Raw genomic sequence first — 14,978 nt, 5'->3', positions numbered from 1 at the left:
TGGTACGCCTCCCACGGTATCGCCGGACCTTGCGGGCGGGGGCCGCTCCGGGAAAGCCGGCCCACGCGCGGGCCGCACCCGATCCCCCCGCCCGGGCCGGCTTCTGCGGAACCCGAAGGCGGCCGGTGTCAGATTCCGGCGGCGTGCAGTTGGGCGAAGCTGCCGACCTGCGCCGACCACGCCTTCTGGTCCGGTAGCGGGCGCCATCCCATGAGCGTGTCGGGAGTGAGGGTGTCGGGCCAGATCATGTAGCCGAGCATGACGAGTTCGCAGCCCGCCGCATGGGCGGCGTCGGCCGGGAACACCGGCCAGTCGGGCCAGTGCGAAAGGTCCTTCTCGGCGAGGGGCTCGCCGCTGCCCTCGCGGACCACCTGCAGGAGGTAACCGCGGTCCGCGGCCCGGCATATGGCGGCGAGATCACGGCGGGGGTCGGGGTTCTCGGTCGTCATGGCAGGACGCTAACGGACGCCACTGTCAACGCCCGTCCCCGGACATCAGCGGGCGGCGGCCACGCGCACACCGCCTCCACCACCACCGCCACCGCCGCCGCCCTGGTGCTGGCGCCGGCGCCGCCGCCAGTACGCCGCCGTCAGCACCGCCAGCAGCGGTCCCCACAGCATCAGCGGCACGTAGCAGGCGTAGAACCACGCGCTCGCGAGCCCGGTGGCCTGGCCGGGGGCGTCGGGAGGGAGTGCGTCGCCGCGGATGGTGGTCCCCATGGCCGTCGTGAGGGGAGCCCACAACGAGAACACCGCCGTCAGCACCGTCGCCCCCACCGCCGCCGGCACGACCGCCAGCCCCACCGGGACACGGCGGCCACCCAGCCCGGGCAGTCGGCCCGGGAACACCTCGCCCCACCGCGCGACCAACCCGACCGCCGTGAACGCCAGCAGCTCGGACACCACCGACAGCATCGGGACGTACAACCGCTCGCCCACACTCAACCCGCTGTCGAACACCGCCGGCAACCGCCAGATGCCGGACGGCAGCACGACCAACGGAACGGCGTACGCGAGCCGCCGCGTCCACACCGGGACCCCGGGCACCGGCCGGTGCGCGGCCCGCCACGCGGTTCGGAGCCGTCCGACACCCGTCGGCGCGCCCATGGCTCTGCGGGACATCCGTGCCTCCTCGATCCGGTCCGGCGGGCACCGCAAGCCCGCCCCGCATCGACGATCGCAGCTCCCGCACCACGGGCGGATCGCCCTGCGGACGGGATCCGTCTCCCTCCCTCGGGGGAGGAGGACGATCCCGTCCCACCCTCAGGACGGTCACCCGGCCGGCGACCGCTGTGCCCCGGCATGCGCTCGTCCGTGCACCGGGTGCGCCGCGTCCGTTCGGGTGAGCCCACGTACCTGGGGCTGGGGCGTAAACGTTCTTGCTTTCTACGTTGATCTTGCCCCTCAGGGGAGCCGGCGGCGGCCGTCGCACCCGCCGCCCGATCACCTTACGAATCCGTTCTGGAGGAACTGATGCGTCGTCTCATCCCTTTGCTCTGCGCCACCTTCACCGCGGCCTGCCTGGCCGCCGCCCCCGCAGCAGCTGAGCCCGCCGCGGCCACCGCGGCCCCGGCGTCGGTGTCCACGTTCGACGGATCGAACTGTCCGTCCCACAGCCTGTGCCTGTACCGGGACGTCAACTTCAGCGGCGGCGGGATCGCCCTGCAGGCGGGCGACCACCTGCCGTGGCTGGGCGCCTACGGCTTCAACGACACGATGTCCTCCTGGTCCAACGACAGCGGCACGACCTGCTTCTGGTGGACCGACGCCTACAGCGGGGGCGAGGGCCACGACATGAAGAACCGCTACCGCGTCAACGTGCTGCCGTCCGAGAACGACATGGCCTCTTCCGTCCGCTGCTAGGAACACCGCCCGATCGCCCGCGCCCGCCCCCGGAGAGGGGCGGGCGTCGGTCGATCCCGGCCCGGGGCGGTCAGGCCCGGGGCGGTCAGGCCCGGGGCGGCGGCGCGGTGAGCTTCGCGAAGTCGGCGGCATAGACGGTCATCCAGTGCGGACGCAGCCGGTAGTAGACCACCTCGTTGTCCCAGTCGAAGAGGTCCTCGCCGTAGAAGTCCTTGAAGTAGGCGAGGAGTTCCGGCCAGTCCGCGGCCGGCTCCCCGTCCTGGGGGTTGAGGACCTCGACCGTGCCGTGTGTGAACACGCCGAGGTCCTCAGCGCGCATGTGCGCGGCGCTGACGGCGGGCCGGGCGGCCAGGTGGCGGGCCTTGACGGCGTCGCGCGCCGTGCCGAAGTGCCACTTTCCGCGCAGGAAGTGCCCGTCCACACCACTGACCCGCGGTTCGCCCTTCGCCGTCACCGTGGACAGGGCGAGGGTGCACATGCCGGTGAGTACGCGGGTGAGCTGCTCCGCGGTCAGGGTGCGTTCGGCGTTGATGACGGAGCGGAGGTGCGAGCCGGAACGGGACAGTGAAGCGTCGAGGAGGGCCTGGAGCTCTTTGAGGTCTTCTGGCGTTTCGCGCATCGCCTCACTGTAGCCAGGCAACCACAGGTGACCACGCGGGCTTGCGGTGCCCCGCCGCTCGGGCGGGGCGCCGTCGGCCGCTGCGGGCCCGTGCTCGCCGTGGAGAAGTGGCTTTCTGTGGTGCGGGGTCGAACGGGTCAGCTCGTGTGCCGCCGCACCTGCTTCAGCTCGCGGCCGACGGCCCAGGCGTCGGCGACCGGCCCGAGGTGGCCCAGCTTGTCGGGGTTGACCACCGTGCGGACCGTCTGGATCCGGCCGTCGAGCACCTCCAGCACCGTGGCCTGCAGGACCTTGCCGTCCCGGTCGCGGAGGATCGCGCCGGGCTGGCCGTTGATCTCGTGCCGTTCGAGCGTCACGTCGATCCGGGCCAGCCGGGGGAAGACCGCGGCGAGCAGCCTGGCCACGTTCCCCGGGCCCAGGATGGTCCGGGCGAGCTGCGGGGCCTTGCCGCCGCCGTCCCCGACGAGTTGGACGTCGGCCGCCAGGAGGGCCTGCAGCCCGTGCACGTCGCCGTTCTGCAGGGCGTCGAAGAAGCGGGTGGCCAGTTCCTGTCGTTCCTGGCGGTCCGCTGCGAACCGTGGTCGTCCCTGCTGCACGTGCCGTCGTGCCCGTACGAGCAGTTGTCGGCAGGCCGCCTCGGACCGGCCCACGGCCTCGGCGACCTCGTCGAAGCCGAACCCGAACACGTCCCGCAGCAGGAACACCGCCCGCTCCAGCGGGCTGAGCCGCTCGAGCAGCAGCAGTGCCGCCATGGACACCGAGTCGGCCAGCTCCGCCGAGCGGGCCGGGTCCTGGTACGGGTCGCTCAGCAGCGGCTCGGGGAACCAGGGGCCGACGTACTCCTCGCGCCGCACCCGCGCGGAACGCAGGACGTCGATGGAGATGCGGGTCACCGTGGCCGACAGGAAGGCCTTGGTGGACGTGGGGACCGTCGACGAGGCGGCGAAGCGCAGCCAGGTCTCCTGCACCGCGTCCTCTGCCTCACTGACGCTGCCCAGGATCCGGTAGGCGATCGAGAACAGCAGGGGCCGCAGTTCCTCGAAGTCGCGGACGCCGGCGTCGACGTGGACGTGGACGTCACCGTCGGTATAGGCATCGGCATCGGCATCGGCCTTGGTCATGCTGGTTCCTCTCCCCCGGAATCAGTGGAACTGCCCGGGCACGTAGTCCCCGGCCGGCTGCCGGGTGATGACGTTCAACCGGTTCGCCATGTTCATGAAAGACACCAGGAGGACGAGAGCGGTGAGCTGCTCCTCGTCGTAGTGCCGGGCGGCGCGCGCCCACACCTCGTCGCCGACCCCGCCGGCCGCGCCCACGAGCCGGGTCCCCTCCTCGGCCAGCTCCAGCGCGGCGCGCTCGGCCTCGGTGAACACCGTGGCCTCGCGCCAGGCCGCGACCAGGTGCAGGCGGACCGGCGTCTCGCCGGCCGCGGCGGCGTCCTTGGTGTGCATGTCGATGCAGAAGGCGCAGCCGTTGATCTGGCTCACGCGCAGCGCGACCAGCTCCTGCGTCGTGGTCGGCAGCGGCGATTCCTTGACCGCCTTGCCCGCCGCCATGAGGTGCTTGACGGCCTTGCCGACGGTCGGGCTGGTGAGGAGGTTCAGTCGCGCGTCCATGGTGTGCTCCCTCGGTGCGGTGTCGGTGTGAGTGCGTACACACCCGAGACGAGACAGCCCGATCCCCTGTGACACGGGCGGACGTGACCTGCGTCACCCGGGTCGGATGGGCACCGCCCGGACGGCACAGGGGTCGCCATCCGGGTCCGCGCGGACACCGCGCCTTCACCCGGTCGGAGCCGGACGGCCGGGCCGGTCGTCCTCCGCAGTCCCCGGGGCGCGGCGTGCTGGTCGGGCGGACTCGGGGGTCGGCGTGGAAGATTTCTGTATGACTGAGAGCGCGAGCCCGTACATCTCCTCCCCGAGGGTGACCGTCCTGACGGTGCAGCCCGGCGATCCGCCGTTCCGGATCGTGGAGGTCGATGGGGAGGTCGTCGGTACGGCGACGTCCATGACCGACGTGATCCTGATCGCCGCGGAGGCGGGGGTCAGCATCCACGACCTCGATGACCTGGACACCGTCCGATGGGTGGGCGGCGGAAAGTTCACCTGGCACGTGCACTAGCGGCGTGGCTGCCGGTGGTGTCCACGGTGGGGGTGGGCCGGTCCGGTCCAGGTGGTCGCTGCCGCCCGCACCGCCGGGGGCCCCGGCCGATGGCGGGCGGGGCGGCGCGGAGCGCCCTCATCGCCCGACGGCCGCCCGCTGCTGCGGCCGTTCGCCCTGTACGCCCTGTACGTCCATCAGGCGGCGCAGCAGCCGCGTGAGCGGCCGCTCCACCAGGCGGTGCAGCAGCCAGGCGGTCAGCACCGCGCCCGCGATCACCCCGAGCAGGGTCGGCCAGGCGCCCCACTGCTCGTTCCACCGCCAGATCACCCGTACGCCCAGCGACTGGTGCACGAGGTAGAGCGGGTACGAGATCGCGCCCGCGACGGGCAGCCAGCGCCACTGGATCCCGTCCAGCTTCCCGAGCGCGATGAGGCCCATCAGCAGGTACATCGCGGAGATCGCGGCCAGGCAGACCTTCCAGTTGATGCCGTGCCCCTCACCCTCCATGATCGCCGGGAGCCGGTGCTGCATCAGCAGCCAGGACAGCGCGAGGATGCCGAGGGTCTCCCCCTCGAACCGGCCCGCCCGGCGGACCAGGTAGAAGGCGATGCCGGCGATGAAGAAGGGCGCCCACCGGGGCTGCAGGAGCTGGTCCAGCAGCGCGATGCCCGACGCCGGGGCCAGGACCGAGCCCAGCGCCCACAGCCAGCAGAAGTTCGCGACCCGGCGGTGGGTGGCGCCCACCAGGACGACCAGCGAGAAGATCAGGTAGAAGCAGAGCTCGACCCAGAGCGTCCAGTACACGTTGTCCACGCTCGGTACGCCCAGGGGCGACTGCAGCATCGTCAGGTTGGTCAGCATCTGGCCGACCGTGACCCTCGGCTCGCCCGGTGTCCGCGGGCCCAGTCGGGCCGCCGCCGAGGCGAGCACGACCGCCGCCCAGTAGAGCGGGAACAGCCGCAGGATCCGGCCCCGCCAGAACTGCTGGAGCGACTTGCCCCAGCCGGACAGGCAGATGACGAATCCGCTGATCATGAAGAAGAAGACCACGCCCAGCCAGCCGAACTCGGCGACCCGGTGCAGCGTGGGGAACAGTTCGACCGCCGTCCGCTGCCAGGGGATCGTCCCCGACCCGGCCAGGTAGTGGAACAGGACCACCGACAGCGCCGCGGACAGCCGCAGGGCGTCCAGTACCGCCAATCGGGGCGCCCGCCCGGCCGCGACGGCCCCGCCGCGCCTCGGCCACACGCTCCGCCGGCGGCTGCGCAACGGATCGGGGGCCGGTTGCGGCGCCCCGGCGGGCGCCGGGACGCGGTCTTCGGCACGGACGAGCCTGTCGGACATGGAACCTCTGGAAGCCGTGGGGTGTCCCGCGACACCCCTACGTTCGGGGATGTGGCGCCCCGCGATCACAGCGAGGCCGCATGTACGCGCCCCGGCTGGATCACCAAATTAAGGCCGCTTCCTCGACCGGTGGTCGGAACCCGGCGTTCTTCGGGCGTGATCCTGGACACGCCCCGCTTGTCTGCCGTGTGGGGCGGGGCGCCGGTCAGCGGGGGTGGATGCGGGGGATGCGGTACCAGCGGGACGTGCATGCGGCGACCCAGTCCCGGTCGTGGGCGCGCGTGAAGAAGGGTTCGGCGAGGTTCCCGATGTGCAGGGGCGTGTAGCCGATGTCGGTGGCGCCGCGCGCGGCCTCGGTGCGGATGCGGGCGTTCTGGGCGTCCCAGGCCTCGGCGCGGGTGACCGTGGCGGTGGTGAGCTGCTGGACGTTCGGGACGAGGACGGCCGTCGAGGCGAGGACCAGGCAGCCCGTCGCCACGGTGCCGGTGACGGCCGTGGCGGTGGGCGGCGTACGGGCTCCGCCGCGGGCTGCCGGGCGGCCGGCGGCCCCGGACCCAGCCCACGCTGCGGCTGCGGCTCCTAGGAGGGCGCCGTAGCCGCAGAGGGCCAGTTCCATGGGTACGAGGAAGCTCGTCCAGGTACGGGCGTACGTCCATCCGCTCGGCCCGTAGCCGCTGCGCAGGCCCACCACCACCGCGAACGACCCCAGCAGCACCACGGGCACGGGGAGCAGCAGCACGGTGAGCGGCAGCCGCCGCGCCCCGGGTGCGGGGTGCCGGCCCCCGATCCGGCTGCCGAGGCCCAGGAGGACGCCGACGGCGGCGGCCCCGAGGTAGGCCCACTGGGCGGTGACCGTGCCCCACATGTGGAGCCAGTCCTCGAAAGTGGCCCCGAGCTCGTCCGCGGAGAGCATCGACGCCCGCTCCGGCTGCTGGGCGCGGCGCCACCGGGCGCCCGGCGAGGTGTAGAGCGCGACGAGACCGCAGACGAGGCCGGCGCACCACAGCAGGCACCAGACGAAGGGGCGGCGGCGGATGCGCGCCGGGGGTCCGGGGCGCAGCAGCACCAGCAGGCCGACCGCGGCGGCGAGGAGGCCGCTGACGAGGGCGAACGGCTCGCTCAGGGTGCCGATCGCGAAGCCGAGCAGGAACGCCGCGGCGAAGCCGGCCGCGCGGACGGCGGCACTGCGGTGCCGGACGGTCCGGACGGCCAGCAGCAGCGCCCACACGCCGATGACGCTCGGGAGGGTGTGGGAGATCGTGGCGGGGGCCCACAGCAGGACCTGGTAGCTGCGGGTGCCGGCGTAGTAGAGCAGCGCCTGGACGACCAGGGCGCAGGCGGTCAGGGGCAGCACCCGGGGTATTCCGCCGAGCTGGCGGACGAACTCCCGTCCGAGGAGGACCAGGCCCGCCGTGAAGGCGACCGCGAGGACGGTCGGGAGGATCTTGATGCCGGTGAGTCCGTCGGCGTAGACGAGACCGCTGAGGAAGGCGTTGGTGACCCTGCCGTTCTGGGTCGTGTAGAAGTCGGAGGTGATGCCGAGCACCCCCAGGTCGCGGGCCTTCCAGGCGGCGCACCAGTCGTCGGACGTGGGCCGTACGTAGAGCCCGAGGAAGCACCCGACTGCGATCAGGGCCCCGGCCGCCGCGACGACGGTCGCGCAGACCCCCGGCAGGACGAGCCCGCGCGGGAACGGGCGGCGGCCGGTCGTCGCCCGGCCCGGATCGGCAGAATGCCGGCCGGCGCCGACGCCGGCGCCCGTACGCGTACCCGTACCCGTACCCGTACCGGTGCCTTCGCCCTCGCCCTCGCCCTCGCCCTTGCCGGTGCCCGTCATCGAAGCGGTGCCCATTCACCACCCTTTGCCCTTGTGCGTTCCCTTTGCGCGGCAGCGCTCGGCCTGCCGTCGGGCACCCATCCTGTGCACGGTTCGCGGGCCGCGGCATCCCGGGCGGTCGGGACGGGTTAGCGGGTGGCGCCGCCTGCCGGAACGGCTGCTCACCCGGGCGGCGGGTACGGCGTAGCGGCCCCCGTCCGGGTCTCCCACGATGAGGGGGAGGCCAATGAGGGGGAGGCCGACGGCCCGGCGGAGGGAGTGGCGATGCCCGGTGTGCGGCGAGGTGCCCGGCTCTTCCGGTGGGTGGTCCTCGGCGTGTGCCTGTCCGGCGTCGCCCTTCCCGTGTGTACGGCGGGGCAGCATGCCGGGCGACCCGACCCGACGGCGCCGCGGCCCGGGTTCCTCGTCGGACCCGGCGGGCACGGGGGCGGCCACGGCGACGCCGTCGGCAGCTACGCGCCCCTGTCGGTGTCGGCCGCCCCGACCGTGGGGCTCCTCGCCCACACGACCGCCGCGGTCGGCGTCCCCCCGGCCATGGCCGGGGGCGCGCGGTACGTCGGGCAGAGCAACGTGCTGCAGCTGCCGTCGGGCTGGTGGGCGTACCTCCCCGCGGGCAGGACGGCGTCGGCCGTGGTCCCCCGCGACGACCCGGCGGCACGGCGGCAGATCGCGCAGAGCCGGGCCTGGCTGGCCGCGGGCCGGGTCCCGGGCAGGACACCGGTGCAGCGTGCGGCGGCCGAACGGGCCCTGCTGTCCATGCGGGCCCTGCTCCGGCCGAACGGCGCCGTGGCGGCGGGCTGGACCGACGGCTGGAAGTACTCCTGGCCGCGTGACGCGGGCTTCGCCTCGGCCGCGTTCGCGCACACCGGCCACGACGCCGAGGCGTTCCGGATCCTGCGCTACAGCGCCGCGACCCAGCGCGGGGACGGCACCTGGGAGGCGCGGACGAAGCTCGACGGCTCCGGCCCGCCGGACGGCAGGCGGTGGCAGCTGGACGCCAACGGCTGGGTGCCCTGGGCCGCCTGGCAGTGGTACCAGGCGGCCCCGCGGGACACCCGCCGCGCCCGGCTGGCGACCCTCTACCCGATGATCCGCAAGGCGGCCGACCGTGCGGCGGCGTCCCTGCGGGCGGACGGGCTGCCGCCCGCGTCCCCGGACTACTGGGAGCTGATGACGACCACGCCGAACATCGGCACGGCCGCGCCCCTCCTCGCCGGGCTCAACGCCTCCGCGGACCTCGCCCGGGAGGCGGACCGGCCGGGCGACGCGGCGCGCTGGGCCCGCGCGGCGGGACGGCTCTCCGCCGGTATCGCGGCGCGGTTCGCTCCGCTGGGGTACCAGCGCACCGTCGACGGGCGGCACGGTCGCGACAGCGCGGTGGCCTTCATGGCGCCCCCCTTCAACGCGGCCCCGGCCGACCTGCCGCGGGCGCTCGACTCCACGTACCGGGCGCTGCTCCTGCCGAACGGGGGACTGACCCCCGGGAACGACCCGACCGCGCCGTGGGGCGGGAACGCCTGGACGCCCAGTACGGCCTTCTTCGCGCTCGCCTGGGCCGGTACGGGGCAGCCGGCCAAGGCCGAGCGGGTGCTGGCCTGGGTCCTGTCCAAGCGCAACCCGCTCGGCGAGCTGCCGGAGAAGGTGGACCGGGAGGGGCGGCCCGTGTCGATCGCCCCGCTCGCGTGGACGGGCGCGATCACCGTCCTGTCCCTGGTGGCGCTCGACGGGAAGGGGCTTCCGACCCCGCCGCTGCGGCCGTAGGCCCGCAGGCCCGCGTGTCTCGGGCGGGAGGGGCTGCCCGACCGGACGGACCCAGGAGGCCCAGGAGGCCCAGGGGGCGCAGGAGGCTCAGGGGCGCAGAGGGCTCAGAGGGGCGCTGTCCCGTCGCCCGGTGGCGGAGCGGTACGGACGCTCTCCAGCGCGGCCAGCAGGCGCCGGTACGCGAGCCTCTCGGCGGCCACTGCCTGCCGGAACGGCGCGTACTGCGGGTCACGTCGGGCCCGGGCGTCCGCGGCGGCGGTGATCCGGAGTTCCCTGGCCCGGTCCAGGTCCTGCACGGAGTCGACGTATTCGGCGTCGAGGAGGCCGTGCTCCAGGGCCAGGCCGAAGGCGCGGTCCGCCAGCGCGCCGAGCCGGTCGAGGTCGTCCGTGCACTGCTCGGGGGCCGCCTCGGCGCAGCCCTGGTCGAGGGCGCGGGAGAGCGAGCCCAGGGTCGCCTTGAGGTCCGGGTAGCCCCAGGCCGGCGCCGTGTCGTTCCTGCACCCGGTGGCGAAGGCCGCCAGGACGGCGACGGAGGCGAGGGAGGCCGCGGCGCGCAGCGTCCCGCCCGGGGCCGCCGTGCGCCCGTGCGCAGCGGAGCGTGGGAAGCAAGGGGTCATGGGAGCCCCAATCGCAGTCGGTCAGGAGCCTCAGGAGCCTCAGGACGTCTTACGTACGCCGTGTGCACATCACGTACGCCACGCACACGCACACACACGCGCGCGTTGCGTACGTCGCAACCGACCGCCGCCGGCCGCGCCCTCGGCGACCTGCCCGCGACGGGGTCTGGCGGCCATCCTCGCCCCCGCCGATCGGCGCTGCCACCGGAAGGCGCCGGTCCGACGCGCCCTACGGCAGCGGGGCCGCGCCCGTGCCCGGTCCCGAGCCCGGGCGTCCGGCCAGCGCGGCCATCCAGGGCTGGACCGCCCGGTGCCACGGGGCGGGAGCGCCGCTGCCGGGCGGCGCGGACTCGGCCGCGGGGGCGGCCGCCATGATGTGCAGGCCGCCGTCGAGGCCGACCGCCGCCGCGACGGCGCTGCCGTCCGGCTCGGCCACGGCCGCCGGGGCGCCCGTGTAGAGCATCTGGGACTCGTGCCAGGACGGCGGGCCGTCCGTGCCGGACACGCTGACCGTGCCCGCGCCCGCGCGCCCCGCGAGCAGGCGGCCGGCGACGCTGACGGCGCCGTAGCCGCCGTCGCCACCCGCCTCGGTGACCGGGGAGGACTCCGCCTCCGCCGGGGTGCCCGCGGACGCGCCCGCGCCCGTGCCCTCACCCGCGCGCGCTCCCTCGCCCGCACCCGTGCCCGTGCCCGCGACGGCCAGGCCCGTGCCCACCGCGCCGGTGCCGGGGCGGCGGAAGTACAGGCGGATGCCGCCGTCCTCCTGCGGGCTGACCGAGAGCGGGCCGGTGGTCGCCGGCAGCCCGGTCGGGAGGGGGCCGCTGTACGGGGTGTCCGGGGTCCGGGCCGGCTGGACCCAGGCCAGCACGGTCCCGGCGGTCGCCGCGTACACGTGGCGCCGCCCGGATCCGTCGGTCGCGGTGACCGGGTCGCCCAGCAGGCCGCTGCCGCCCAGGTTCTGCCAGGCGCCGAAGTCACCGTCCGGGGTCGGCTGGGTACGGGCGCGCAGGGTGCGCCGGGAGTCGCGTACGTACACCGTCATGCGGCCCGTTCCGTCCACGGAGACGGCCGGTGCACTGATCGCCGAGGTCGCGGACACGTCCGAGACGTCGGGTGTGCCCAGCGACTGCCACGGGCCGAAGGCGCCGTCGGGCGCGGCCTGGACGGCGTACACGACCTCGCGGCCGTACGCCTCGTGCGCCGCGCCCAGGGTGGTGCGGGTACCGAACACCGCGATCCGCCCGTCGGGGAGGCGGGCCGCGGTCGCGCCGGTGTCGATGCCGGTACCGGGGAGGAAGCGGGGGCCCTGCCAGGGGGCCTGGGCGCCGCTGCGCGACCAGTACGCCATCTGCCCGTCGAGGACGGCGAAGGCCCACAGCCGGCCGGCACGCCCCTCGGCCATCCAGGAGGTGCCGTCGCCGCGGGCGTAGCGGAGGGTCTGGTTCCAGCCGGCGCCGGTGGGCCGGGTCGCGGTCTTGCGGTCACCGCAGCCGGCCGGGCTGCCGCACCAGTCCTCGTGGTCCATCCAGGCGTAGGTCTTGAGGTAGCCGAGCTTCTCCTCGGCCGTCTGCGGGTCGAGCGTGGGGGGCAGCGCGGTGTTGGGGTAGCCCACGTAGTTCTGGAGGGAGAAGTGCGGCCGGTCCCCGGACTTCGCGTAGCGCTCGGCGGCGGCCTGCACGAAGCGGGCGCCGTACATGTGGTCCTGGTGGTCGAGGAAGGCGCCGCCGCCGGCCGAGCGGCCGGGCGTCGGGTCCTGCGTCCGTATCGTCGTCGGCCTGTACCGCGCGAAGACGCCCGCGATGGCGTCTATCGCCTGGTCCTTGGTGTACGAGAACGAGGGCTGGACCGGTGTCCCGGAGGTCAGCTGGGCACCCAGGGCGGGGACGCGGTCGTCCCACAGGCCGCGGAGGCTGTCCGGGTTGTCGCCGGAGATGCTGCGGGCCTCGCGCAGCTGCATCCACACCAGGTTGACCTCGGGGTGGGCGACCAGGACGTCGACCTCCGCGCTCCCGCCGCCGGCGGTGGGGACGGAGCTGCGCTCCCAGGGGCTGGTGCGGTCGCCGGTGGCCATCTGCGCGTAGGCGGCGCGTATGCCGTTCTGGCGGGCTTCGGCGTAGGCGGCGCGGTCGGCGGGGAGCTCGGGGTCGTTCAGGTGCGGGCTGTGGGCCTCGTTGCGGCCGTCGGACTCGCCGGAGGTCAGGTAGACGGTGGTGACCCTGACGCCCGCGGATATGGAGCGGCTCAGGTCGGGGTTCATGAAGAACAGGTCGTCGTCGGGGTGGGCGACGACGTGAAGGACTGTGCCCTCGGTCACACTTGGGCGGGCGACCGCCTGGGGGACGGCCGGCTCCTGGCCGTCGGCCCCGTACCCGTACCCGTAGGCCCAGGTCGTCACGCCGGCGACGCCGACGGAGAGCGCGGCGAGGAGGCCCGCGAGGCGGGTGCGGGTGACGAGGGACATGAACAACGCCTTGAGGATCGGTCCGGTGCGGAACTCCGCCGAGGAGGCGGCCGGTGCCCCGATGGTTCCACCACTGCCGGAGACGACCGGGCCCGATTATGCCCCGCGCGATTTCGACTGACACACCATCAAGGGGTATATGCCGAAAACTAGATTGAATGGGCTATATGACCGAGTTGTCCGATTTATCAGAACTCACACGGGCGGAATGTGACGCCCGCCACCAACACGACGGACGCCAACGGGATGACGCACATCACATCGGCGGACCGGGGCGGAATCGATCGGGGCCATGACAAACCCCTGTGAGGTGGTCGATAGATTGACGCGCTGTACGACGCACGAACAGGGGTGGGACTTTGAGGACAGGACATGCCGTCCGCGCTGCCGTGGCACTGGCGTTCGCGGGCGCGGGAATGACGGGGTGCTCCCTCGCGGCGCCGAAGGCGGCGGAGACCGCCGGGACGGTCAAGAAGGCAGCCGACTCGGTCGAGTCGATGATCGCCGCGCTCAACAGCGCGTCGGACTCCGCGACGAAGGCGGGATCGGCCGAGGTCAGGATGAGGGTGACCTCCCCGGACACGGGTGGCCGGCCGGTGGACATGACGGGCACCTACTCGTGGGGCAACGGGTACGCCATGCAGGCCGAGATACCGGCCGCGCAGGCGCAGATGCAGGAGCTGGCCAAGGACGGCACCGTCACCATGCGGCTGGTGCAGGGCTCGTACTACTACGAGGTGGACCCGCTGCCGTCCGGCGAGTTCAAGGGCAAGCGCTGGCTGAAGGTCGAGGCCTCGGCCCTGCTCGGTGAGGCGGGCGCGGCGCAGCTCAGCGGGCCGGCCGCCGACCCGACCTCCGGCCTGAAGGCCCTCAAGTGGTCGAAGGGCGTCGAGAAGGTCGGCACCGAGGACGTGAACGGCAGGTCCGCCGTCCACTACAAGGCGACCGTCCCGCTGGAGAAGCTGGACAAGGGCACCACGGAGACGTGGAAGGCCCTGGGCGCGACCAGCAGCGAGGTCGTCGTCGACGTGTGGGTGGACGACAAGGGCATGCCGGCCCGGCTCGCCCAGAACGGTGGTGCCACCAACATGACGATGGACTTCCTGTCCTTCGGCGCGGCCGCGGACATCGTCGCTCCCCCGGCGGACGAAGTCGCGGACGTCTCCGAGGCGGTCAAGAAGGGCAAGACGGGCTGACGCACCGATCCGCCGGCGTGCGCGGGCCGTCGGCGTGCGCGGGCCGTCGGCGTCGGCGGTCGGCCGGTTTCGGCCTGTCGGCGTGGGCGGGTGGGCGGGGGAGGGGACAGAATCCCGGCATGCGAATCGTGATCTTGTGTGGTGGAGAGAGTCCGGAGCGAGACGTCTCCCTGGCCTCGGGCGGCTCGGTCGCCCGGGCGTTGCTGGAGCGGGGCCATGAGGTGGTGTTGGTCGATCCGGCCGCCGAGGCGCCGGTTCTGGCCGGTCCCCTGCGCCCGGGTGATGTGGTGGACGGGTTCGCGGTCGGCAAGGAGCCGCCGTCCGGCCAGGGCCGGCGGCTGCTGCAGCAGCGCATGGACGCCGCCCTGGCGGGCGGGCCGGTTCTGGGGCTGCTGCGCGAGGCCGACCTCGTCTTCGTGGCCCTGCACGGCGGTTGGGGCGAGGACGGCTGGGTGCAGGGCCGGTTGCGGGAGGCGGGCATCCGCTTCACCGGCGCGAGCAGTACGGCCTGCACGGCGGCCTGGCACAAGGAGCGGGCGCAGGCGGTGCTGGCCGTCGCGGGGGTGCCCGTGACCGAGCGCGCGCTGTGGCAGCCCGGCACCGACGAGGTCCCGCAGGACGTGCAGCGGCTGCTGGCCGCCGGGCCGGTGGTGGCCAAGCCCGTCGCGGACGGGTCGAGCGTGTCGGTGCACCGGGCCGACTCCCTCGCGGAGCTGGAGCAACTCGCCGCGGGGATGCGGGCCGGTGACGGCGAGCTCCTGGTGGAACCGTTCCTGCCGGGCCGGGAGTTCACCGTGGGGGTGGTGGGCGACCACGTGCTCCCGGTGGTCGAGATCGAGCTGAGTACGCCGCTGTTCGACTACGCGGCCAAGTACCAGCCGGGCGCGGTCAGCGAGGTGTGTCCGGCCCGGATCCCGGCGGAGTTCGCGTCCCGGCTCCAGGAGCTGGCCCGGCGCGCGCACGAAGCCCTCGGCTTCGACGCACACACCTACTCCCGCGCCGACTTCCGCTGCGACGCCGCGGGCGAACCCATGTGCCTGGAGGTCAACGCGCTCCCCGGACTGACCGGGACGAGCCTGCTGCCGCTCGCGGCCTCCGGGGCCGGATGGACGTACGCCGACCTGATCGAGCGCATCGTGGCCCTCGCCGCGCACTGACCCGGCCGGCGCCGCCGCGGC

Annotated in this window: 14 protein-coding genes; 5 read left to right on the top strand and 9 right to left on the bottom strand. The window is 73.9% G+C overall.

Annotated elements, in window-relative coordinates:
- Positions 1-128: 128 nt before the first annotated feature.
- Positions 129-449: a hypothetical protein gene (locus tag ACZ4VL_RS23160; protein WP_468202994.1), complete on the bottom strand. Its 321-nt coding sequence runs from the start codon at positions 447-449 to the stop codon at positions 129-131.
- 45 nt (positions 450-494) lie between these two features.
- Positions 495-1,121 (bottom strand): hypothetical protein, encoded by a 627-nt coding sequence (locus ACZ4VL_RS23155; RefSeq protein ID WP_468202991.1) that lies wholly within the window; start codon positions 1,119-1,121, stop codon positions 495-497.
- A 351-nt stretch (positions 1,122-1,472) separates the two neighbouring features.
- Here ACZ4VL_RS23155 and ACZ4VL_RS23150 point away from each other — a divergent pair, with 351 nt between their 5' ends.
- On the top strand, positions 1,473-1,862 hold the full coding sequence (locus tag ACZ4VL_RS23150; protein WP_468202988.1) for a peptidase inhibitor family I36 protein: 390 nt from the start codon (positions 1,473-1,475) through the stop codon (positions 1,860-1,862).
- 85 nt (positions 1,863-1,947) lie between these two features.
- Here ACZ4VL_RS23150 and ACZ4VL_RS23145 read toward each other — a convergent pair whose 3' ends face one another.
- The 3 genes from ACZ4VL_RS23145 to ACZ4VL_RS23135 all read right to left on the bottom strand — a co-directional run bounded on the left by ACZ4VL_RS23145 (position 1,948) and on the right by ACZ4VL_RS23135 (position 4,097).
- The gene (locus ACZ4VL_RS23145; RefSeq protein ID WP_468202985.1) at positions 1,948-2,481 is read right to left on the bottom strand and encodes a pyridoxamine 5'-phosphate oxidase family protein; all 534 of its coding nucleotides are present in this window, start codon (positions 2,479-2,481) and stop codon (positions 1,948-1,950) included.
- Positions 2,482-2,618: 137 nt separating this feature from the next.
- Positions 2,619-3,602, bottom strand: a complete 984-nt coding sequence (locus ACZ4VL_RS23140; RefSeq protein ID WP_468202982.1) for an RNA polymerase sigma-70 factor — start codon at positions 3,600-3,602, stop codon at positions 2,619-2,621.
- Positions 3,603-3,623: 21 nt separating this feature from the next.
- Complete coding sequence (locus ACZ4VL_RS23135) at positions 3,624-4,097, bottom strand: carboxymuconolactone decarboxylase family protein (protein ID WP_468202980.1); 474 nt, start codon at positions 4,095-4,097, stop codon at positions 3,624-3,626.
- A gap of 268 nt (positions 4,098-4,365) precedes the next feature.
- On the opposite strand from ACZ4VL_RS23135, the gene ACZ4VL_RS23130 reads away from it, so the two are divergent.
- Positions 4,366-4,602: a hypothetical protein gene (locus ACZ4VL_RS23130; RefSeq protein ID WP_404240146.1), complete on the top strand. Its 237-nt coding sequence runs from the start codon at positions 4,366-4,368 to the stop codon at positions 4,600-4,602.
- 117 nt (positions 4,603-4,719) lie between these two features.
- On the opposite strand, the gene ACZ4VL_RS23125 is transcribed toward ACZ4VL_RS23130, so the two are convergent.
- Positions 4,720-5,928: an acyltransferase family protein gene (locus ACZ4VL_RS23125; RefSeq protein ID WP_468202975.1), complete on the bottom strand. Its 1,209-nt coding sequence runs from the start codon at positions 5,926-5,928 to the stop codon at positions 4,720-4,722.
- A 205-nt stretch (positions 5,929-6,133) separates the two neighbouring features.
- On the bottom strand, positions 6,134-7,780 hold the full coding sequence (locus ACZ4VL_RS23120) for a hypothetical protein (RefSeq protein WP_468202973.1): 1,647 nt from the start codon (positions 7,778-7,780) through the stop codon (positions 6,134-6,136).
- Positions 7,781-8,029: 249 nt separating this feature from the next.
- Between ACZ4VL_RS23120 and ACZ4VL_RS23115 the strand changes: the two genes are divergently transcribed.
- Positions 8,030-9,526: a glycoside hydrolase family 15 protein gene (locus tag ACZ4VL_RS23115; protein ID WP_468202971.1), complete on the top strand. Its 1,497-nt coding sequence runs from the start codon at positions 8,030-8,032 to the stop codon at positions 9,524-9,526.
- Between the two features lie 104 nt (positions 9,527-9,630).
- Here the strand turns inward: ACZ4VL_RS23115 and ACZ4VL_RS23110 are convergent, their stop codons facing one another.
- Positions 9,631-10,143, bottom strand: a complete 513-nt coding sequence (locus ACZ4VL_RS23110; RefSeq protein ID WP_468202969.1) for a hypothetical protein — start codon at positions 10,141-10,143, stop codon at positions 9,631-9,633.
- Positions 10,144-10,372: 229 nt separating this feature from the next.
- Positions 10,373-12,604, bottom strand: a complete 2,232-nt coding sequence (locus ACZ4VL_RS23105; RefSeq protein WP_468202966.1) for a PIG-L family deacetylase — start codon at positions 12,602-12,604, stop codon at positions 10,373-10,375.
- Between the two features lie 359 nt (positions 12,605-12,963).
- On the opposite strand from ACZ4VL_RS23105, the gene ACZ4VL_RS23100 reads away from it, so the two are divergent.
- Complete coding sequence (locus tag ACZ4VL_RS23100; protein WP_468202964.1) at positions 12,964-13,800, top strand: SCO4651 family lipoprotein; 837 nt, start codon at positions 12,964-12,966, stop codon at positions 13,798-13,800.
- A gap of 119 nt (positions 13,801-13,919) precedes the next feature.
- Positions 13,920-14,957, top strand: a complete 1,038-nt coding sequence (locus ACZ4VL_RS23095) for a D-alanine--D-alanine ligase family protein (RefSeq protein WP_468202961.1) — start codon at positions 13,920-13,922, stop codon at positions 14,955-14,957.
- Positions 14,958-14,978 lie beyond the last annotated feature (21 nt).

This window comes from Streptomyces sp. NPDC029014, from assembly GCF_055564695.1.
The sequence above is the reverse complement of the archived record's forward strand: the minus strand, read 5'-3'. Positions and strand labels throughout refer to the sequence as shown.